This is a genomic window from Streptomyces sp. SID14436, from assembly GCF_010548465.1.
In the GTDB taxonomy this organism is placed as follows: domain Bacteria; phylum Actinomycetota; class Actinomycetes; order Streptomycetales; family Streptomycetaceae; genus Streptomyces.
In genome coordinates this window covers 1-17493 of the sequence record NZ_JAAGMD010000425.1, presented here as the reverse complement: position 1 = coordinate 17493, position 17493 = coordinate 1, and the positions used below count along the sequence as shown (strand labels likewise).

19 protein-coding genes and 1 pseudogene are annotated in these 17493 nt (G+C 70.2%); 15 read left to right on the top strand and 5 right to left on the bottom strand.

From position 1 onward, the window contains the following. Window positions 1–474 precede the first annotated feature (474 nt). The 10 genes from G3I53_RS14795 to G3I53_RS14750 all read left to right on the top strand — a co-directional run bounded on the left by G3I53_RS14795 (window position 475) and on the right by G3I53_RS14750 (window position 8850). Complete coding sequence (locus G3I53_RS14795) at window positions 475–915, top strand: hypothetical protein (RefSeq protein WP_164336128.1); 441 nt, start codon at window positions 475–477, stop codon at window positions 913–915. Window positions 916–1140: 225 nt separating this feature from the next. After that, entirely contained in the window at window positions 1141–1962 is an 822-nt protein-coding gene (gene atpB / locus G3I53_RS14790; RefSeq protein WP_164336126.1) for a F0F1 ATP synthase subunit A, read from the top strand. A gap of 72 nt (window positions 1963–2034) precedes the next feature. Then, window positions 2035–2265, top strand: a complete 231-nt coding sequence (atpE, locus tag G3I53_RS14785) for an ATP synthase F0 subunit C (RefSeq protein WP_164336124.1) — start codon at window positions 2035–2037, stop codon at window positions 2263–2265. Between the two features lie 44 nt (window positions 2266–2309). Then, window positions 2310–2855 carry a F0F1 ATP synthase subunit B gene (locus tag G3I53_RS14780; protein WP_164336122.1) on the top strand — a complete coding sequence of 182 codons (546 nt, stop codon included), beginning with the start codon at window positions 2310–2312 and terminating at the stop codon, window positions 2853–2855. Next, window positions 2852–3667 (top strand): F0F1 ATP synthase subunit delta, encoded by an 816-nt coding sequence (locus G3I53_RS14775; protein WP_164336120.1) that lies wholly within the window; start codon window positions 2852–2854, stop codon window positions 3665–3667. The genes G3I53_RS14780 and G3I53_RS14775 overlap by 4 nt, the downstream gene beginning before the upstream one ends. A 135-nt stretch (window positions 3668–3802) precedes the next feature. Continuing rightward, window positions 3803–5395, top strand: a complete 1593-nt coding sequence (gene atpA, locus G3I53_RS14770; protein ID WP_164336118.1) for a F0F1 ATP synthase subunit alpha — start codon at window positions 3803–3805, stop codon at window positions 5393–5395. A 21-nt stretch (window positions 5396–5416) separates the two neighbouring features. Then, window positions 5417–6334: a F0F1 ATP synthase subunit gamma gene (locus G3I53_RS14765; protein ID WP_164336116.1), complete on the top strand. Its 918-nt coding sequence runs from the start codon at window positions 5417–5419 to the stop codon at window positions 6332–6334. Then, on the top strand, window positions 6334–7770 hold the full coding sequence (gene atpD / locus G3I53_RS14760) for a F0F1 ATP synthase subunit beta (RefSeq protein WP_164336114.1): 1437 nt from the start codon (window positions 6334–6336) through the stop codon (window positions 7768–7770). The genes G3I53_RS14765 and atpD overlap by 1 nt, the downstream gene beginning before the upstream one ends. Window positions 7771–7899: 129 nt before the next feature. Next, window positions 7900–8277 (top strand): F0F1 ATP synthase subunit epsilon, encoded by a 378-nt coding sequence (locus G3I53_RS14755; protein WP_164336112.1) that lies wholly within the window; start codon window positions 7900–7902, stop codon window positions 8275–8277. Between the two features lie 126 nt (window positions 8278–8403). Then, the gene (locus tag G3I53_RS14750; protein WP_164336110.1) at window positions 8404–8850 is read left to right on the top strand and encodes a DUF2550 domain-containing protein; all 447 of its coding nucleotides are present in this window, start codon (window positions 8404–8406) and stop codon (window positions 8848–8850) included. A gap of 267 nt (window positions 8851–9117) precedes the next feature. Here the strand turns inward: G3I53_RS14750 and G3I53_RS14745 are convergent, their stop codons facing one another. From G3I53_RS14745 to G3I53_RS14735, 3 genes are all read right to left on the bottom strand, one after another. Continuing rightward, window positions 9118–10941, bottom strand: coding sequence for a glycoside hydrolase family 18 chitinase (locus G3I53_RS14745; RefSeq protein WP_164336108.1), 1824 nt, complete (start codon window positions 10939–10941; stop codon window positions 9118–9120). Between the two features lie 133 nt (window positions 10942–11074). After that, window positions 11075–11719 (bottom strand): response regulator transcription factor, encoded by a 645-nt coding sequence (locus G3I53_RS14740; protein WP_164336107.1) that lies wholly within the window; start codon window positions 11717–11719, stop codon window positions 11075–11077. Further along, on the bottom strand, window positions 11719–12924 hold the full coding sequence (locus tag G3I53_RS14735; protein WP_164336105.1) for a histidine kinase: 1206 nt from the start codon (window positions 12922–12924) through the stop codon (window positions 11719–11721). Before G3I53_RS14735 ends, G3I53_RS14740 begins: the two co-directional genes overlap by 1 nt. A 152-nt stretch (window positions 12925–13076) precedes the next feature. Between G3I53_RS14735 and G3I53_RS14730 the strand changes: the two genes are divergently transcribed. After that, entirely contained in the window at window positions 13077–13658 is a 582-nt protein-coding gene (locus G3I53_RS14730; protein ID WP_164336103.1) for a hypothetical protein, read from the top strand. Then, on the top strand, window positions 13655–13837 hold the full coding sequence (locus G3I53_RS14725) for a DUF5708 family protein (protein ID WP_164336101.1): 183 nt from the start codon (window positions 13655–13657) through the stop codon (window positions 13835–13837). The genes G3I53_RS14730 and G3I53_RS14725 overlap by 4 nt, the downstream gene beginning before the upstream one ends. A gap of 3 nt (window positions 13838–13840) precedes the next feature. Here G3I53_RS14725 and G3I53_RS14720 read toward each other — a convergent pair whose 3' ends face one another. Both G3I53_RS14720 and G3I53_RS14715 read right to left on the bottom strand, forming a co-directional pair. Continuing rightward, complete coding sequence (locus tag G3I53_RS14720) at window positions 13841–14413, bottom strand: cob(I)yrinic acid a,c-diamide adenosyltransferase (protein WP_164336099.1); 573 nt, start codon at window positions 14411–14413, stop codon at window positions 13841–13843. Window positions 14414–14554: 141 nt separating this feature from the next. Then, entirely contained in the window at window positions 14555–15289 is a 735-nt protein-coding gene (locus G3I53_RS14715) for a D-Ala-D-Ala carboxypeptidase family metallohydrolase (RefSeq protein ID WP_164336097.1), read from the bottom strand. 324 nt (window positions 15290–15613) lie between these two features. Between G3I53_RS14715 and G3I53_RS14710 the strand changes: the two genes are divergently transcribed. From G3I53_RS14710 to G3I53_RS14700, 3 genes and pseudogenes are all read left to right on the top strand, one after another. Further along, a complete protein-coding gene (locus G3I53_RS14710) occupies window positions 15614–16462 on the top strand; it encodes a 3-hydroxyacyl-CoA dehydrogenase family protein (protein WP_164336095.1) in 849 nt (282 codons plus the stop codon). A gap of 153 nt (window positions 16463–16615) precedes the next feature. After that, window positions 16616–16939: an STAS domain-containing protein gene (locus G3I53_RS14705; RefSeq protein ID WP_164336093.1), complete on the top strand. Its 324-nt coding sequence runs from the start codon at window positions 16616–16618 to the stop codon at window positions 16937–16939. Window positions 16940–17201: 262 nt separating this feature from the next. Beyond that, window positions 17202–17493: pseudogene (locus G3I53_RS14700) on the top strand (ATP-binding protein); the annotation flags it as partial.

Below are 17493 nucleotides of genomic sequence, written 5' to 3'. Positions count from 1 at the left end.
CGGGGACGGGGGCCGGGCGCCCGTCGCGGCCGGTGTGGCCGGAGTCAACGGCGCGACCGCCGTGGGCCACCGCGCACGCCTGGGCGAGCGCCGCTCCCCGGCGGGCACCGACGCCCGCTCGGCACCCACGGCCCGGTAACGGACAAGGTAAGAATTCGGCTAGAGCATTGCCAAGTCGTGGGAGACCGATGGGGCTCCGTTGGGTGCTCCTTGGGTGTGCGAACCCGCGCAATAACAGACAGATCGGCGGCAATCTCGCTGGAACACGCGAGCTTGGACCATGTGTGTGACGCCGAGCACGCTCATCGGGTAAAGACTGCATCAAATAGTTTGTGATAGCGTTCACGAGTCCCCGGACAGAGCCGCCGGGCCGCAGTGCGACGGCCCGCTCGGTGCGAGGAATTTCCATCCGGTCCGGGGGACTACGCTCGTCCATGACGACACCCCTTGCCCCCTGAAAGCGGAGCTGCCGCCATGCCGTCCAACGACGTCCGGATCCTGATCCAGGCTGCCGTGCCCACCGCTGCGGTCGGTGCTGTCGCCGTCGCGGTCGGCGCCGCCGTCCAGGGTGGCCAGGGTGCCATCGGCGGAGTCGTCGGCACCCTGCTCGTGCTCCTCCTCATGGGGGTGGGGCTCTACGTCATGCAGTGGACCGCCAAGTCGCTGCCTCATCTGTTCCAGGCCATGGGACTGATGATGTACCTGGCGCAGATCCTGCTGATGTTCATCTTCATCGCGCTCTTCAAGGACACGACGCTGTTCCACCCGAAGGTCTTCGCTCTCACCCTGCTCGTCTGCACCCTCACGTGGGTCGCCGCGCAGGCCCGAGCTCACATGAAGGCCAAGTTCCTCTACGTGGAACCGGATTCGACGGTGAGTGAGCAGAAGAGGGAAGCGCAGGGGCGTCCGTCGTGAGGCGTAGGGCCGCGATAAAGGCGCATGCGGGACCCTGCTATCGTCCGGTGCCAACTGCGGCATCGCGGGCGCGGGCATCCGAGATGACGCCTGCCGCAACGCGAGGCGTGATGCCCCCCGGCCGCCCCCACATCCGTTACACCAGTCCCGTGCCGATCCGCGGCCTCGTGCCGCGCAGACACCACGAGGTTGCCCAATCCATGCGTCACGCCGAAGGAGCCCGCGGTGAGTGCTGACCCGACGCAGGTGCTCGCCTTCGAGACCGACTGCCACATCTTCGACGGCTGTGGCTTCCCGTCTCCCGGGCTGCACTCGTTCGTCTTCGAGCCCCTCTGGGGCGACGGCGACAGCAACCTGTACTTCAACAAGGTGATGTTGCTGGCGCTGATCGGCTCGCTCGTCGTGATCCTCTTCTTCTGGGCGGCCTTCCGCCGGCCCAGGGTCGTTCCCGGCAAGCTGCAGATGGTCGCCGAGGCGGGGTACGACTTCGTCCGCCGGGGCGTCGTCTACGAGACCATGGGCAAGCGCCAGGGCGAGAAGTACGTCCCGTTCATCGTCGCCCTGTTCTTCTTCGTGTGGATGATGAACCTCTGGTCGATCATCCCGCTCGCCCAGTTCCCGGTGACCTCGATCATCGCCTACCCGGCGGCACTCGCCCTGGTCGTCTACGGGGTCTGGGTCTCGCTGACCTTCAAGAAGCACGGCTTCGTCGGCGCCCTGAAGAACTTCACCGGTTACGACAAGTCCCTCGGCGCCGCCCTCCCGGTCGTCATGCTGATCGAGGCCTTCTCGAACCTGCTCGTGCGCCCCTTCACGCACGCCGTGCGGCTCTTCGCGAACATGTTCGCGGGTCACATCCTGATCGTGCTGTTCACCATCGCCAGCTGGTACCTGCTGAACGGCATCGGGATCGCCTACGCCGGCGTCTCGTTCGTGATGGTGCTGGTGATGACCGCTTTCGAGCTCTTCATCCAGGCCCTGCAGGCCTACGTGTTCGTCCTGCTGGCCGTGACCTACATCCAGGGCGCGCTCGCCGAGCAGCACTGAGCGTCCCACTCCACACCCCCAGTCGTCCGGTGGCGCACCCCCACCGGCCCGCGAAGAAAAGGAAGAACTGGCATGTCCCAGACCCTCGCTGCCGTTACCGGCTCGATCGCTTCCGTCGGTTACGGCATCGCCGCCTTCGGCCCCGGCATCGGCGTCGGCATCATCTTCGGCAAGGGCACCGAAGCCATCGCCCGTCAGCCCGAGGCGGCCGGCCTGATCCGCGCCAACCAGATCCTCGGCTTCGCCTTCTGTGAGGCGCTCGCCCTCATCGGCCTGGTCATGCCGTTCGTCTACGGCCGGTAATCACCTGATCCACGACCAGGTCACCAGACGAAAGGCACTTTGATATGAACGCACTGCTTCATATCGCGGCCGAGGAGCCTCAGAACCCCCTCGTCCCGCCGATTCCCGAGCTCGTCATCGGCCTGCTCGCCTTCGTCATCGTCTTCGGCTTCCTCGCCAAGAAGCTCCTCCCGAACATCAACAAGGTTCTGGAGGAGCGCCGCGAGGCGATCGAGGGCGGGATCGAGAAGGCCGAGGCCGCTCAGACCGAGGCCCAGAGCGTGCTGGAGCAGTACAAGGCCCAGCTCGCCGAGGCCCGGCACGAGGCCGCGCGCCTGCGCCAGGAGGCGCAGGAGCAGGGCGCCGCGCTCATCGCCGAGATGCGCGCGGAGGGCCAGCGGCAGCGTGAGGAGATCGTGGCCGCCGGTCACACCCAGGTCGAGGCCGACCGCAAGGCCGCGTCCTCGGCCCTGCGCCAGGACATCGGCCGGCTCGCCACCGAACTGGCGGGCAAGCTGGTCGGTGAGTCCCTCGAGGACCACGCCCGGCAGAGCCGTGTGATCGACCGCTTCCTCGACCAGCTCGAGGAGAAGGCCGAGGCAGCACGATGAACGGAGCGAGCCGCGAGGCTCTGGCCGCCGCACGTGAGCGGCTCGACGCGCTGACGGACTCCACGTCCGTGGACGCGGCGCAGCTCGCCGACGAGCTGGCCGCCGTCACCGCGCTGCTCGACCGCGAGGTCAGCTTGCGCCGGGTCCTCACCGACCCGGCGCAGGCCGCTGACGCGAAGGCCGAATTGGTGGGGCGCGTCCTCGGCGGTCAGATCAGCGGCCCGGCCGCCGACCTGGTGGCCGGCACGGTGCGCTCCCGCTGGTCGCAGTCGCGTGACCTGGTGGACGCGCTGGAGGAGCTGGCCAACACGGCCGACTTCACCGCCGCCCAGCAGGACGGCACGCTCGACGACGTCGAGGACGAGCTGTTCCGCTTCGGCCGGATCGTCTCCTCCGACACCGAGCTGCGGGCGGCGCTGACCAACCGCGCCGCGGGCGCCTCGGCCAAGAGCGAGCTGGTGCGCAGCCTGCTCGGCGGCCGGGCCCGGACCACGACCGAGCGTCTGGTGACGCGCCTTGTCACCGTGCCGCGTGGACGTAGCCTGGAGTCGGGACTCGAGTCCCTGACCAAGCTCGCGGCCGAGCGTCGCAACCGCATGGTTGCCGTCGTCACCTCCGCGGTCCCGCTGAGCGACACCCAGAAGCGGCGCCTCGGTGCCGCCCTGGCGAAGCTCTACGGGCGGCAGATGCACCTCAATCTCGACGTGGACCCCGAGGTCCTGGGCGGGATCCGGGTGCGCGTCGGCGACGAGATCATCAACGGCTCGCTCGCGGACCGGCTCGAGGACGCCGCCCGCCGCATGGCGAGCTAGCAGCAACTCCATAAGCATGACTACGGCCCGGGTTGGGCCGTGCAGAGGATTCACCTCTTATTGGGGGGAGTCCCCGACTCGTGGAATACCCCCCAAGTGAAACTTCGGGCCCAACAAGGAGAGCAGGGAACTCAGATGGCGGAGCTCACGATCCGGCCGGAGGAGATCCGGGACGCGCTGGAGACTTTCGTCCAGTCGTACAAGCCGGACGCGGCCTCGCGCGAGGAGGTCGGTACGGTCACCCTTGCCGGCGACGGCATCGCCAAGGTCGAGGGTCTTCCCTCGGCCATGGCCAACGAGCTGCTGAAGTTCGAGGACGGCACCCTCGGTCTCGCCCTCAACCTCGAGGAGCGCGAGATCGGTGCCATCGTCCTCGGTGAGTTCAGCGGCATCGAGGAGGGTCAGCCGGTCACCCGCACCGGCGAGGTCCTGTCCGTCGCCGTGGGCGAGGGCTACCTCGGCCGTGTGGTCGACCCGCTCGGCAACCCGATCGACGGCCTCGGCGAGATCGAGACCGAGGGCCGCCGCGCCCTCGAACTGCAGGCCCCCACGGTCATGCAGCGCAAGTCGGTGCACGAGCCGATGGAGACCGGCTACAAGGCCGTCGACGCCATGACCCCGATCGGCCGTGGCCAGCGTCAGCTGATCATCGGCGACCGCGGCACGGGCAAGACCGCCCTCGCCGTGGACACGATCATCAACCAGCGGGACAACTGGCGTTCCGGCGACCCGAAGAAGCAGGTCCGCTGCATCTACGTCGCCGTCGGCCAGAAGGGCTCCACCATCGCGTCGGTGCGCCGCGCGCTGGAGGAGAACGGCGCCCTGGAGTACACGACCATCGTCGCCGCCCCGGCGTCCGACCCGGCCGGCTTCAAGTACCTCGCGCCGTACACCGGCTCGGCCATCGGCCAGCAGTGGATGTACGAGGGCAAGCACGTCCTGATCATCTTCGACGACCTGTCGAAGCAGGCGGACGCCTACCGCGCCGTGTCGCTGCTGCTGCGCCGCCCGCCGGGCCGCGAGGCCTACCCCGGTGACGTCTTCTACCTGCACTCCCGCCTGCTGGAGCGCTGCGCGAAGCTCTCCGACGAGATGGGTGCCGGCTCGATGACCGGTCTGCCGATCGTCGAGACCAAGGCCAACGACGTCTCGGCGTTCATCCCGACCAACGTCATCTCCATCACCGACGGCCAGTGCTTCCTGGAGTCGGACCTGTTCAACGCCGGTCAGCGCCCCGCGCTGAACGTCGGTATCTCCGTCTCCCGAGTCGGTGGTTCCGCACAGCACAAGGCGATGCGCCAGGTCTCCGGCCGTCTGCGCGTGGACCTCGCCCAGTTCCGTGAGCTGGAGGCGTTCGCCGCCTTCGGTTCCGACCTGGACGCCGCGTCCAAGGCGCAGCTGGAGCGCGGTCAGCGTCTGGTCGAGCTGCTCAAGCAGAACCAGTACGAGCCGATGGCGACCGAGGACCAGGTCGTGTCCGTCTGGGCCGGTACCACGGGCCGCATGGACGACGTGCCGGTCGGCGACGTGCGCCGCTTCGAGAAGGAGCTGCTGGAGTACCTGCACCGCAAGGAGCAGGGCCTCATGACCTCCATCCGGGAGGGCGCCAAGATGTCCGACGACACGATCCAGGCGATCGCGGACGCCGTGGCGGAGTTCAAGAAGCAGTTCGAGACGAGCGACGGCAAGCTGCTCGGCGAGGACGCCCCGGCCGCTGCCGCCAAGTGACGTAAGGAAGGGACCTGACTCATGGGAGCTCAGCTCCGGGTCTACAAGCGTCGCATCCGATCCGTCACCGCGACCAAGAAGATCACCAAGGCGATGGAGATGATCGCCGCCTCGCGTGTCGTCAAGGCGCAGCGCAAGGTGCGTGCCTCCTCGCCGTACGCGGAGGAACTCACCCGCGCGGTCACGGCGGTCGGTACCGGTTCGGACACCAAGCACCCGCTGACCACGGAGGCGGAGAACCCGACCCGTGCCGCGGTCCTGCTCCTCACGAGCGACCGCGGCCTGGCCGGCGCCTTCAACGCCAACGCCATCAAGGCGGCGGAGCAGCTGACCGCGCGCCTGGAGCGCGAGGGCAAGCAGGTCGACACGTACATCGTCGGCCGCCGTGGTCTCGCGCACTACAACTTCCGTGAGCGCAAGGTCACGGAGTCGTTCAGCGGCTTCACCGACGACCCCTCGTACGCGGACGCCAAGAAGGTCGCGGCGCCCCTGATCGAGGCCATCGAGACGGACACGGCGGACGGCGGTGTGGACGAACTCCACATCGTCTACACCGAGTTCGTGTCGATGATGACGCAGACCGCGGTCGGTGCCCGGCTGCTCCCGCTGCGTCTCGAAGAGGTCGCGGAGGAGTCGTCCGCCAAGGACGAGATCCTCCCGCTGTACGACTTCGAGCCCTCGGCCGAGGACGTCCTCGACGCCCTGCTGCCGCGCTACGTGGAGAGCCGGATCTACAACGCGCTGCTCCAGTCGGCCGCCTCCAAGCACGCCGCCACGCGGCGCGCGATGAAGTCGGCCACCGACAACGCGGGCGAGCTGATCAACACGCTCTCCCGTCTTGCCAACGCGGCCCGCCAGGCCGAAATCACCCAGGAAATCAGCGAGATCGTCGGTGGCGCCAGTGCACTGGCCGACGCGACCGCGGGGAGTGACAAGTAATGACCACCACTGTTGAGACCGCGACGGCTACGGGCCGCGTCGCCCGGGTCATCGGCCCGGTCGTCGACGTGGAGTTCCCCGTCGACTCGATGCCGGACATCTACAACGCCCTGCACGTCGAGGTCGCCGACCCGGCGAACGCGGGCGAGCTGAAGACGCTGACCCTGGAGGTCGCCCAGCACCTGGGTGACGGTCTGGTCCGCACCATCTCCATGCAGCCCACCGACGGTCTGGTCCGCCAGGCCCCGGTGACGGACACCGGCTCCGCCATCTCCGTCCCGGTCGGCGACTTCACCAAGGGCAAGGTGTTCAACACCCTCGGTGAGGTGCTGAACGTCGACGAGCAGTACGAGGGCGAGCGCTGGCCGATCCACCGCAAGGCGCCCAACTTCGACGAGCTCGAGTCGAAGACCGAGATGTTCGAGACCGGCGTCAAGGTCATCGACCTTCTCACCCCGTACGTCAAGGGTGGAAAGATCGGTCTGTTCGGCGGTGCCGGCGTCGGCAAGACGGTGCTCATCCAGGAGATGATCTACCGCGTCGCCAACAACCACGACGGTGTGTCGGTGTTCGCCGGTGTCGGTGAGCGCACCCGTGAGGGCAACGACCTCATCGACGAGATGAGCGAGTCGGGCGTCATCGACAAGACCGCGCTGGTCTTCGGCCAGATGGACGAGCCGCCGGGGACGCGTCTGCGCGTCGCGCTGGCCGGCCTGACCATGGCCGAGTACTTCCGCGACGTCCAGAAGCAGGACGTGCTGTTCTTCATCGACAACATCTTCCGCTTCACCCAGGCGGGTTCCGAGGTGTCGACCCTGCTCGGCCGCATGCCCTCCGCGGTGGGCTACCAGCCGAACCTGGCCGACGAGATGGGTCTCCTCCAGGAGCGCATCACCTCGACCCGTGGTCACTCGATCACCTCGATGCAGGCGATCTACGTCCCCGCGGACGACCTGACCGACCCGGCCCCGGCCACCACCTTCGCCCACCTCGACGCGACGACGGTGCTCTCCCGTCCGATCTCGGAGAAGGGCATCTACCCGGCCGTGGACCCGCTGGACTCGACGTCCCGGATCCTGGACCCGCGCTACATCGCGCAGGAGCACTACGACGCGGCCATGCGCGTGAAGAACATCCTGCAGAAGTACAAGGACCTGCAGGACATCATCGCGATCCTCGGTATCGACGAGCTGGGCGAGGAGGACAAGCTGGTCGTCCACCGCGCCCGTCGCGTGGAGCGCTTCCTGTCCCAGAACACCCACGTCGCCAAGCAGTTCACCGGCGTGGACGGCTCGGACGTGCCGCTGGACGAGTCGATCGCCGCGTTCAACGCGATCTGCGACGGTGAGTACGACCACTTCCCCGAGCAGGCGTTCTTCATGTGCGGTGGCATCGAGGACCTGAAGAAGAACGCGAAGGAGCTGGGCGTCTCCTGAGCCCCGTGCTCCGGATGAGCCGTAGGGCTCACCCTGAGGGGGCGGGCGCGTCCCGCCCCCTCGTCCACGCCCCTTAGACTTGTAACCGACACCCGGCATGACCGCCGGGTGGTGACCCGAGGAGCCACCTTGGCTGCTGAGCTGCACGTCGCGCTGGTCGCGGCCGACCGAGAGGTCTGGTCCGGCGAGGCCACCCTGGTCGTCGCGCGCACCACGTCCGGCGACATCGGCGTCATGCCCGGTCACCAGCCGCTGCTCGGTGTGCTGGAATCGGGCCCCGTGACCATCCGCACCAACGAGGGGGAGACGGTCGTCGCCGCGGTGCACGGCGGCTTCATCTCGTTCGCGGACAACAAGCTGTCGCTGCTGGCGGAGGTCGCCGAGCTGGCGGACGAGATCGACGTCAGGAGCGTGGAGCAGGAGCTGGCCCGCGCGAAGGCGGAGGAGGACTCCGCGGCCGAGCGCCGCGCGGACGTCCGCCTGCGGACGGCGTCGGCGGCCCGCTGACCAGAGCTGTGCGATGACGGGACTCAGCCGCGGCCGGCACCGGAGCGATCCGGAGCCGGTCGCGGCTGAGTCAGATCTGGATGATTTTTCCGTTCCGTTACCTAGGAGACGAGGAGGTCGGTGTCGATGGTCCTCGCTCTGACTGTGTGCGGAATCGTGGTGGTGCTCGTGGTGGCGGGCCTGTTCGTCTTCGGGCTGCGCCGCCGCATCATCCAGCGCTCCGGCGGGACGTTCGACTGCAGCCTGCGCTGGGAGGCGCCGGAGCCCGGTGACCCGGGCGGCAAGGGCTGGGCGTACGGCGTGGCCCGCTACAACGGCGACCGGGTCGAGTGGTTCCGGGTGTTCTCCTACGCGCCCCGCCCGCGCCGCGTCCTGGAACGCTCGGCGATCGAGGTGGCCGGCCGCCGGGTCCCGGAGGGCGAGGAGGAGCTCGCGCTGTTGTCGGACGCGGTCATCCTGGCCTGCCGGCACCGCGGCACGCGCCTCGAACTCGCGATGAGCGAGGACGCGTTGACCGGTTTCCTGGCCTGGCTGGAGGCGGCCCCGCCGGGACAGAGGGTGAACGTCGCGTAGCGGCGTTCAGGGCCCCGCTGGGTGGGGGTGCCCCCGGCGGCGGAGCCGTTGGGGGAGGGTGAACGTCGCGTAGCGCGGTCCCCGGTCGCGGGGCCCGGCCCCGCCCCCGGGCGTAGGCGACAGGGGGCCCGGGGCTTCCCGCCAGAGGCAGGTGTCTCCCGTGCGGACGGTCCGCCGTCCGCACGCCCGTGACAACGGAACCGCCCCCGGACTCGGTCGTCCGGGGGCGGTGGTGTTGCCGTGCCGTGGCCCTGAGGGCCGGTCGTGCTAGTTCAGTCCGCTGTGGATCGCGCTCACGAGTTCGCCGTTCGCGGTGTCACCGCTGAACTCCCAGAAGAACGCGCCGCCCAGGCCCTGGTTCTTGGCCCAGGCCATCTTGCCGTTGATGGTGGCGGGGGTGTCGTAGGACCACCAGTTGTTGCCGCAGTGGGCGTACGCGGTGCCGGCGAAGGTGCCGGTCACGGGGCAGGCGGTCTTGAGGACCTTGTAGTCCTCGATGCCCGCCTCGTACGTGCCGGGCGCCGCGCCGGTCGCCGTGCCGCCGGGGGCGGACTGGGTGACGCCGGTCCAGCCGCGGCCGTAGAAGCCGATGCCGAGCAGCAGCTTCTTGGCCGGGACGCCCTTCGCCTTCAGCTTGGCGATCGCGGCGGCCGAGTTGAAGCCTTCCTTCGGGATGCCGTCGAACGAGGTCAGCGGCGAGTGGGGGTTGGTCGGGCCGGTCTTGTCCCAGGCGCCGAAGTAGTCGTACGTCATCACGTTGTACCAGTCGAGGTACTGCGCGGCGCCCCCGTAGTCGGCGGCGTCGATCTTGCCGCCGTCGGAGCCGTCCGCGGTGATGGCGGCGGTGACCAGGTAGTCGTCGCCGAACTCGGCGCGCAGGGCCTGGGAGAGGGTCCTGAAGGCCGCCGGGCCGCTGGTGTCACAGGTCAGACCGCAGGCGTTGGGGTACTCCCAGTCGATGTCGATGCCGTCGAAGACATCGGCCCAGCGCGGGTCCTCCACCACGGCCTTGCAGGACTTGGCGAAGGCGACCGGGTTCTGCGCGGCCTGGCCGAAGCCGCCGGAGTAGGTCCAGCCGCCGAAGGAGTACAGCACCTTGATGTGCGGGTACTTGGCCTTCAGCTGGCGCAGCTGGTTGAAGTTGCCGCGCAGCGGCTGGTCCCAGGCGTCGGCCTGGCCGCTGACGGACTGGTCGGCGGTGTAGGCCTTGTCGGTGGCGGCGTAGGCGTCGTCCAGCTTGCACTGGCCGTTCACCACGTTGCCGAAGGCGTAGTTGATGTGGGTGATCTTGGCGGCCGAGCCGGACGTCACCAGGTCCTTGACGTGGTAGTTGCGGCCGTAGACGCCCCACTCGGTGAAGTAGCCGAGGTTGATCTTGTCGCCGGTGGGCGGCGGTTCCTCGGTCTGGCCGGTGGTGCGGACCTTCACGGCGCCGCTGACCGGGCCGGTCTGGTCGGCGGTGTCCCGGGCCTGCACGGCGTAGGAGTAGTCGGTGCCCTTGCTGAGCCCGGTGTCCGTGTAGGTGGTGCCGGTCACGGTGGCGACCTTGGCGCCGTCGCGGAGCACGTCGTAGTTCTTGATGCCCTTGTCGTCGGTCGCGGCCGACCAGGACAGCTTCACCGAGGTGTCGGTGACGTTCGAGGCGGTGGGGGTGCCGGGTGCGGAGGGCGCCTCGTCGCCGGGGACGCTGCCGCCGTCGCAGCTGCCGCCGTTGAGCTTGCAGCCGGAGGGGGAGCCGGTGCCGCTGCCGTTGAAGCCGAAGGAGACGGACGCCCCGGGGGCGAGGGTGCCGTTCCAGCCGAGGTTCTTGGCGGTCCAGTGGTCACCGGAGTTGGTGACGGTGGCGTCCCAGGCCGACGTCACCTTGGTGCCGGCGGGGAAGTCCCACTCGATGGTCCAGGCGTTGATGGTCGTGGTGCCGGTGTTCTTCACCGTCCACTTGCCCTCGAAGCCGGAGCCCCAGTCCTGGGTCTTGGCGTAGGTGGCGGTGGCGGAGGTGGCGGCCTGGGCGGGGGGCGCGAGGGCGACCATGCCCGACAGGGGGAGCAGCAGGGTCGCGAATCCTGCCGCGGCTCTGTGTCTGAAGCGCATGCTGCGCCTCCTTGTGAGGTTGTGGAGGGGACGTGACTGAGCCATCACGCCCACGGTGCCGCGAGAATAGAAAGGTCTGGACCACGGGTCAATAGGTCTGGACCACCTGGACGGTTTGTCCGCTCCCGCCGCGCTAGATCCCCAACTCCTGCGCGAGCACCGCCGCTTGCACCCGGCTGCGCAGCCCCAGCTTGCCCAGCAGACGGCTGACGTGCGTCTTCACCGTCGCCTCCGCCATGTCCAGGCGCTCGGCGACGGCCGCGTTGGACAGCCCCTCGCCCAGGCACGACAGCACCTCCCGCTCGCGCCGGGTGAGCGCCTGAAGAGCCGCCGGGTCCACGGCCGGAGTGCGCCGGACGGGCTTGGCGGCGAACTCGGCGATCAGCCGCCGGGTGACGGCCGGCGCCACGATGCCCTCGCCCCGCGCCACCGTGCGCACCGCCGCGAGCAGGTCCTTGGCGTCGGTGTTCTTCAGCAGGAACCCGGCCGCCCCCGCCCGCAGCGCCCCGAACACGTACGCGTCGAGGTCGAAGGTGGTCAGCACGAGCACGTCCGCCAGCCCCTCCGCGACCACCTGCCGGGTCGCCGACACTCCGTCCAGGCGCGGCATCTGGATGTCCATCAGCACCAGGTCCGGGCGCAGTTCACGGGCGAGCTCCACCGCCCGCTCTCCGTCCTCCGCCTCGCCGACCACCTCGATGTCGGGCGCGCTGCGCAGGATGAGGACCAGCCCGGCGCGGACGGCGGACTGGTCCTCGGCGACGAGGACACGGATCATCAGGCATCTCCCGGGGCGGAATCGGTGTCGGTGACGGGCAGCGAGGCGCGGACGGCCCAGACCTTGCCGCCCGTGCCCTCCGGGTCCTTCTCGGGACCCGCGTCGAAGGTGCCGCCGAGCAGGGCGGCCCGCTCCCGCATGCCCACCAGTCCGGCCCCCGAACCGGGGGCACGCGGGGCGTCACGGCCGCCGTACGGACTGGTCACCCGCACGTCCAGGGTGCCGTCGGTGCGGCGCAGCCACACGGACACGCGGCCCTTCTCGGCATGCTTGAGCGCGTTGGTCAGCGACTCCTGGACGATCCGGTACGCGGCCAGCTCCACCGGCGCGGGGACGGAGCAGGGCTCGGTGTCGAGACGGGCGTCCAGGCCGTTGGCGCGGGCGCCCTCCACCAGCGCGGCGAGGCCGTCCAGGGTCGGGGTGGCCGCGGGTTCCCGGTCGTCGGCGCCCTCCCGCAGGATGCCGATCAGGCGGCGCATCTCGGACAGCCCCTGGACGCTGTTCTCCCGGATCACGGTCAGCGCCTCGCGGGAGGTGCCGGGCTCGTCCAGGGAGAGCGCGGCCGTGGAGTGAATGGCGATCGCCGACAGGTGGTTGGCGACCACGTCGTGCAACTCCCGGGCCATCCGGGCGCGTTCCTGGTTCACCGCCTGGGTGCGGTCCATCTCGGCCAGCAGCGCGGTCTGCTCGGCGCGCAGCCGGGCGGCGTCGGCGGCGTCGCGGTGGTTGCGCACGATCAGACCGGTCGACGCGGGCGCGAACGTCACGGCGCCGACCACCAGCCCGATCAGCAGCGCCTCCGGCACCCGCCAGCCGGCGTACGGGACCAGGGTGGCCGCGACCGTGAGCACGCCGGTGATCTTGGGCAGGCGCCGGGCGGTGGCGGGCGTGCCGTACACCACCGCCGCGTACATCAGGTCGGTGTACATCACGATCGTGGCGATGCTGCCCTGGGTCATGGTGTCCGCGGCCAGCGCGGCCGTGCCGATCAGCAGGGCGGTGCGCGGGGCGGTGCGGCGCAGCAGCTCGCAGCAGGCCGTCACGGCCAGCGGCACGAGCAGCGGCCAGCGCCCCCCGAAGAGCACCATCGGGTCCTCGGGCGGGCGGACGCCCAGCCCGAAGCCCCACAGCAGCAGGCCGCCCGCGAGACCCGCGAGCGCGATCCACGCGTCGAACCGGGGAGGTCGGGACAGTCGTACGGCCATGGCACCATCCAACACGCTGCGCGCCGCCGGTGCCCGGTCCCGGGGGAGGGTCCTGGACTGCATCTTTCGATGTACCGCGAGTTCGTCGTCGGCGACGACGCCCCGGGCCGTCGGGGCCGGGAGCCTGGAAGGGTGACCGAGAGGAGCGAGACGTGATCGTCGCCTTGATCGCCGCCTGCGAGATCGGCTTCTGGGTGCTGCTGGCGGCCGGCCTGGCCTTCCGCTACCTGTTGAAGATGCCGCGCACCGGCCTGGCGCTGCTGCTGTGCGAGCCGCTGCTGGAGGTCGTGCTGCTGGTCGTGACCGCCCTGGACCTGAAGAACGGCGCGGAGCCGAACTGGACGCACGGGCTGGCCGCGCTCTACATCGGCTACACCGTCGGCCACGGCCACCGCACGGTGAAGTGGCTCGACGGCCACGCCGCCCACCGTCTGGGCGGCGGGCCGAGGCCGCCCGGCCCGCCGAAGTACGGACGGCCCCGCGCCCGGCACGAGACCCGGGTGTGGCTCGGCACGCTGGCCGGCGCCGCCGTCGCGACCGTGCTGCTCCAGCTGGCCATCTGGTACGTCGGCGACCCCGGCCGCGTCACGTCCCTGGAGGCCTGGCGCTTCACCGCCTGGCGGGTGGCCGGCATCCACGGCCTGGTGGCCCTGGCGTACTGGGTGTGGCCGAAGAAGGCCCCCGCGGACGACGCCGGCGCGGGCGTCGCGGAGCGCGAGCGGGTGGGCCGGTGAGGCGGGCGGCCGAGCACTGCGCCACCGGCGCCGGCACGGTGCTCGGGGGCCTGGCCCTGTGGCGCTACACGCAGGGGGTGGAGCTGCCGGTGGTCTCCCTGCCCAAGGTGGGCGTCCTGCTCATGTGCCTCGGCGCCGCCGAGGTCCTGCTGGGCCTGTACCGGGCCGTGCGCCGGTAGGGCTCAGCGCTCCCCGCCCGGCACCCACAGCACGTCGCCGGTCTCCTTGTTGGCGATCCGGGCCAGGATGAACAGCAGGTCCGAGAGGCGGTTGAGGTAGGTGGCGGTGAGCGGGTTCATGCTCTCGCCATGTGCCTCCAGGGCGGCCCAGGTCGAGCGCTCGGCCCGCCGTACGACCGTGCACGCCTGGTGCAGCAGCGCGGCGCCCGCGGTGCCGCCGGGCAGGATGAACGAGCGCAGCTTCTCGAGCTGCTCGTTGAAGCGGTCGCAGTCCGCCTCCAGCCGGTCGATGTAGAACTGCTCCACCCGCAGCGGCGGGTACTCGGGGTTCTCCACCACCGGCGTCGACAGGTCGGCGCCCACGTCGAACAGGTCGTTCTGCACGCGGGTGAGGACGGCGACGAGGTCCTCGTCGAGACCGCCCAGCGCGAGCGCCGTGCCGATCACCGCGTTCGCCTCGTTGGCGTCGGCGTAGGCGGAGATCCGCAGGTCGGTCTTGGGGACCCGGCTCATGTCCCCCAGGTTGGTGGTGCCCCGGTCGCCGGTCCGGGTATAGATGCGCGTCAGATTGACCATGAGGCCAGCCTAGTTCCGCCGCCGCGCCCCGGGGCGGTCGTGTGCGGGGGGTCACGGAGCGCCGGCGGGCGTCCCGGCCGCGCCGGGGCGGCGCGGCCGGGACTTCCCCGGGCGTGCGGTGGGGCGCACGCCCCGTTCCGGTCAGATGCCGCAGGTGGGCGCCGACCAGTACGCGGAGGGGTCGAAGGCGACGTGGGTGTGGTCGTTGTGGCCGGGGTAGCCCGGGCCGAGGATCTCGGAGAAGCCGTGGACCCGGGCCTGGCGGGCCAGGGTGCACAGGCTGGGCGTGCCGACCAGGTCGGCCGCGTCGCCGTAGAGGTGACGGCTGTTGGACGCGCCGCCGACCGCGCTGTTGCAGGCGTAGGAGCGGAAGCCGCTGGAGATGGTGATCGGCACGTCACCCAGCTTGCGCCGCATCGCCTCCAGCTTCCACATGGTCTTCAGCGCGTTCGCCTTGGCGGTGGCCGCCGGTACCGCGCCGCCGGACCAGGTGGAGTTGCACTTGTTGAGTTCGGCGTAGCTGAAGTGGGCGGGGGTGCAGTCGGCGTCCTGGAGGGCGTAGATCTTGCTGAAGGTGGCGGGCCCCGCGACGCCGTCGGCGGACAGCCCGTAGGCGGCCTGGAACCGCTTCACCGCCGCCGCGGTGCGGGCGCCGTACTGGCCGTCGTAGGAGAGCCGTTCGCCCGAGGTGACCCAGCCGGCCACGCGGATCTGCAGCTGCGTCACATCGCTGCCGGAGGAGCCCTGGGACAGCGTGCGGTTCCAGGTGTAGCAACTGTCGGCGTGCGCGGTGCCCGCGGTGGCTCCCACCCCGAGCACCGTACCCGCCGTGACCATGACAATTGCGAGAAGTGTTCGTGTCGCGCGTCTGAGCATTCCGGCCTCCCGACCGTCTCGCTGGGGCGAAGGGGGCGCCGCCGCCGGACGGCCGCCGGCGACCAGCGTGCGACAGAGTGCTACGCGCGTCAACAACCCCTCGGTGAACACCGTGTGCTGACGACCCGTCGGAAGGCCGCCCGGACCTGCCCCGCACCTCCCCCGGAACGCCCCCGGGCACCGGGGCCGGCGGACGTGACGGGTGTCTCACCCCATGAGACGTGACACGCATTACTAACCCCCTCCCACGCCCCCTCGCGACCGCTAGTGTCCGCCAGTGACGTACAGGAACAGTGTGTGAGCGTTTCGAAGGGGAGTCGCACAGTGGCAGGCAAGCTCGCCGTCATCGGGGCCGGTCTCATGGGGTCCGGCATCGCCCAGGTCTCCGCTCAGGCGGGCTGGGAGGTCGTCCTGCGCGACGTCACCGACGAAGCGCTCACGCGGGGCACCGACGGCATCAAGGGGTCGTACGACAAGTTCGTCAGCAAGGGCAGGATGGAGGCGCACGACGCCGACGCCGCCCTCGCCCGCATCACCACGACCACCGACCTGGACGCCTGCGCCGACGCCGACGTCGTCGTCGAGGCCGTCTTCGAGAAGCTGGAAGTCAAGCACGACATCTTCCGCGCGCTCGACAAGATCGTGCGGGACGACACCGTCCTCGCCTCCAACACCTCCGCCATCCCGATCACCAAGATCGCGGCCGTGACGGAGCGCCCGGAGCGGGTCGTCGGCACCCACTTCTTCTCGCCGGTGCCGATGATGCAGCTGTGCGAACTGGTCCGCGGCTACAAGACCAGCGACGAAACCCTCGCCAAGGCACGGGAGTTCGCCGAGTCGGTCGGCAAGACCTGCATCGTCGTCAACCGCGACGTGGCCGGCTTCGTGACCACCCGCCTCATCTGCGCCCTCGTCGTCGAGGCCGCGAAGCTGCACGAGTCGGGCGTGGCCAGCGCCGAGGACATCGACCTCGCCTGCAAACTGGGCTTCGGCCACGCGATGGGCCCGCTGGCCACCGCCGACCTCACCGGCGTCGACATCCTGCTGCACGCCACCGACAACATCTACACCGAGTCCCAGGACGAGAAGTTCGCGGCCCCCGAGCTGATGCGCCGGATGGTTGACGCCGGTGACATCGGCCGCAAGAGCGGGCAGGGCTTCTACGAGCACTGATCCCGCCCCCTCACCCCGGCGCCATCACCCGCCGGGGTGAATTCGGTATCGGTTCGCTTACAGGTAGCAACCTCTGCCCCCTCCACGCAGTCAGAGGTTGCATCACCGGAATCAAAAGACGCGGAGCACCAGACGCACGCACGGGGAGCGCATATGCACATCAGGGGCGACCACGTCGAGCTGGTCGTCGGGGGCCGCCTCGACGTCCGCAGCGCGGCGGACGCCCGTACGGTCCTGCACTCGGCCGTCGACGACGGAGTCGGCGACCTGGTCCTGGACCTGTCCGAACTGGACTCCTGGGACGCCACCGGACTCGGCGTGATCATGGGAGCCCACCGGCGGGCCGGCCGCTGCGGCCGGCGCCTGGTGCTGCGCGGCGTCCCGCCGCAGATGCAGCGCCTGCTGGTGGCCACCCGGCTGCACCGCATCCTGGCGATCGAGGGGGGCATCGGGGTGGACACGCTCCCGCGTGTGTGAGCCGGCACCGGTGCCCTCCGGGTGGCCGGCGGAACCCGGGCCGGCCTCGGCGAACCGTGCGACGCGCGCACAATCCTCACGAGACCGTGACGTCATGGACGGCGCGGTACCCCGGACTGTCGTACATACTGAGCGAAGGTTTAGGGTTCGGCTGCCCGCTGCCAAGCAACCCTCGAGCGGGCCCGGACCAGAAGCGACAGCGGGTGTGCGACGAGGCCGGGGAGGGCTTCCAGCACACGACGCTTTTGGGGGGCTAGGACCTATGGACCCGAACAACACGGGACCCGAGGAGTACGGCCACGACGGCACCGGCCACCCGCCGCGCCAGCGCCCTCCCAGGGAATCCCTCACATCGGACTTCGGCCAGCCCGCGCTCGCGCGCACGGTGCAGCTGGTCTCCGGCGACTTCCTGCTCACCGTCAACCCGGTCGACGGCAGCGAGATCGAGCCGTGCCCGCCCGCCGAACGGCCCGGCCGCCCGGTCAAGCTGGACGCCGCCGGCCGCGCCGAGACCGAACGCGCCGCCCGGCCGCCCGTCCCGCCCGGCCCCACGC

Coding starts and splice junctions, on each gene's coding strand:
- G3I53_RS14765 (WP_164336116.1), top strand. CDS start 5,417: ATGGGAGCTCAGCTCCGGGTCTACAAGCGTCGCATCCGATCCGTCACC.
- G3I53_RS14740 (WP_164336107.1), bottom strand. CDS start 11,719: ATGATCCGTGTCCTCGTCGCCGAGGACCAGTCCGCCGTCCGCGCCGGG.
- atpD (WP_164336114.1), top strand. CDS start 6,334: ATGACCACCACTGTTGAGACCGCGACGGCTACGGGCCGCGTCGCCCGG.
- G3I53_RS14745 (WP_164336108.1), bottom strand. CDS start 10,941: ATGCGCTTCAGACACAGAGCCGCGGCAGGATTCGCGACCCTGCTGCTC.
- G3I53_RS14715 (WP_164336097.1), bottom strand. CDS start 15,289: ATGCTCAGACGCGCGACACGAACACTTCTCGCAATTGTCATGGTCACG.
- G3I53_RS14780 (WP_164336122.1), top strand. CDS start 2,310: ATGAACGCACTGCTTCATATCGCGGCCGAGGAGCCTCAGAACCCCCTC.
- G3I53_RS14705 (WP_164336093.1), top strand. CDS start 16,616: ATGCACATCAGGGGCGACCACGTCGAGCTGGTCGTCGGGGGCCGCCTC.
- atpE (WP_164336124.1), top strand. CDS start 2,035: ATGTCCCAGACCCTCGCTGCCGTTACCGGCTCGATCGCTTCCGTCGGT.
- G3I53_RS14775 (WP_164336120.1), top strand. CDS start 2,852: ATGAACGGAGCGAGCCGCGAGGCTCTGGCCGCCGCACGTGAGCGGCTC.
- G3I53_RS14735 (WP_164336105.1), bottom strand. CDS start 12,924: ATGGCCGTACGACTGTCCCGACCTCCCCGGTTCGACGCGTGGATCGCG.
- G3I53_RS14720 (WP_164336099.1), bottom strand. CDS start 14,413: ATGGTCAATCTGACGCGCATCTATACCCGGACCGGCGACCGGGGCACC.
- G3I53_RS14750 (WP_164336110.1), top strand. CDS start 8,404: ATGGTCCTCGCTCTGACTGTGTGCGGAATCGTGGTGGTGCTCGTGGTG.
- G3I53_RS14795 (WP_164336128.1), top strand. CDS start 475: ATGCCGTCCAACGACGTCCGGATCCTGATCCAGGCTGCCGTGCCCACC.
- atpA (WP_164336118.1), top strand. CDS start 3,803: ATGGCGGAGCTCACGATCCGGCCGGAGGAGATCCGGGACGCGCTGGAG.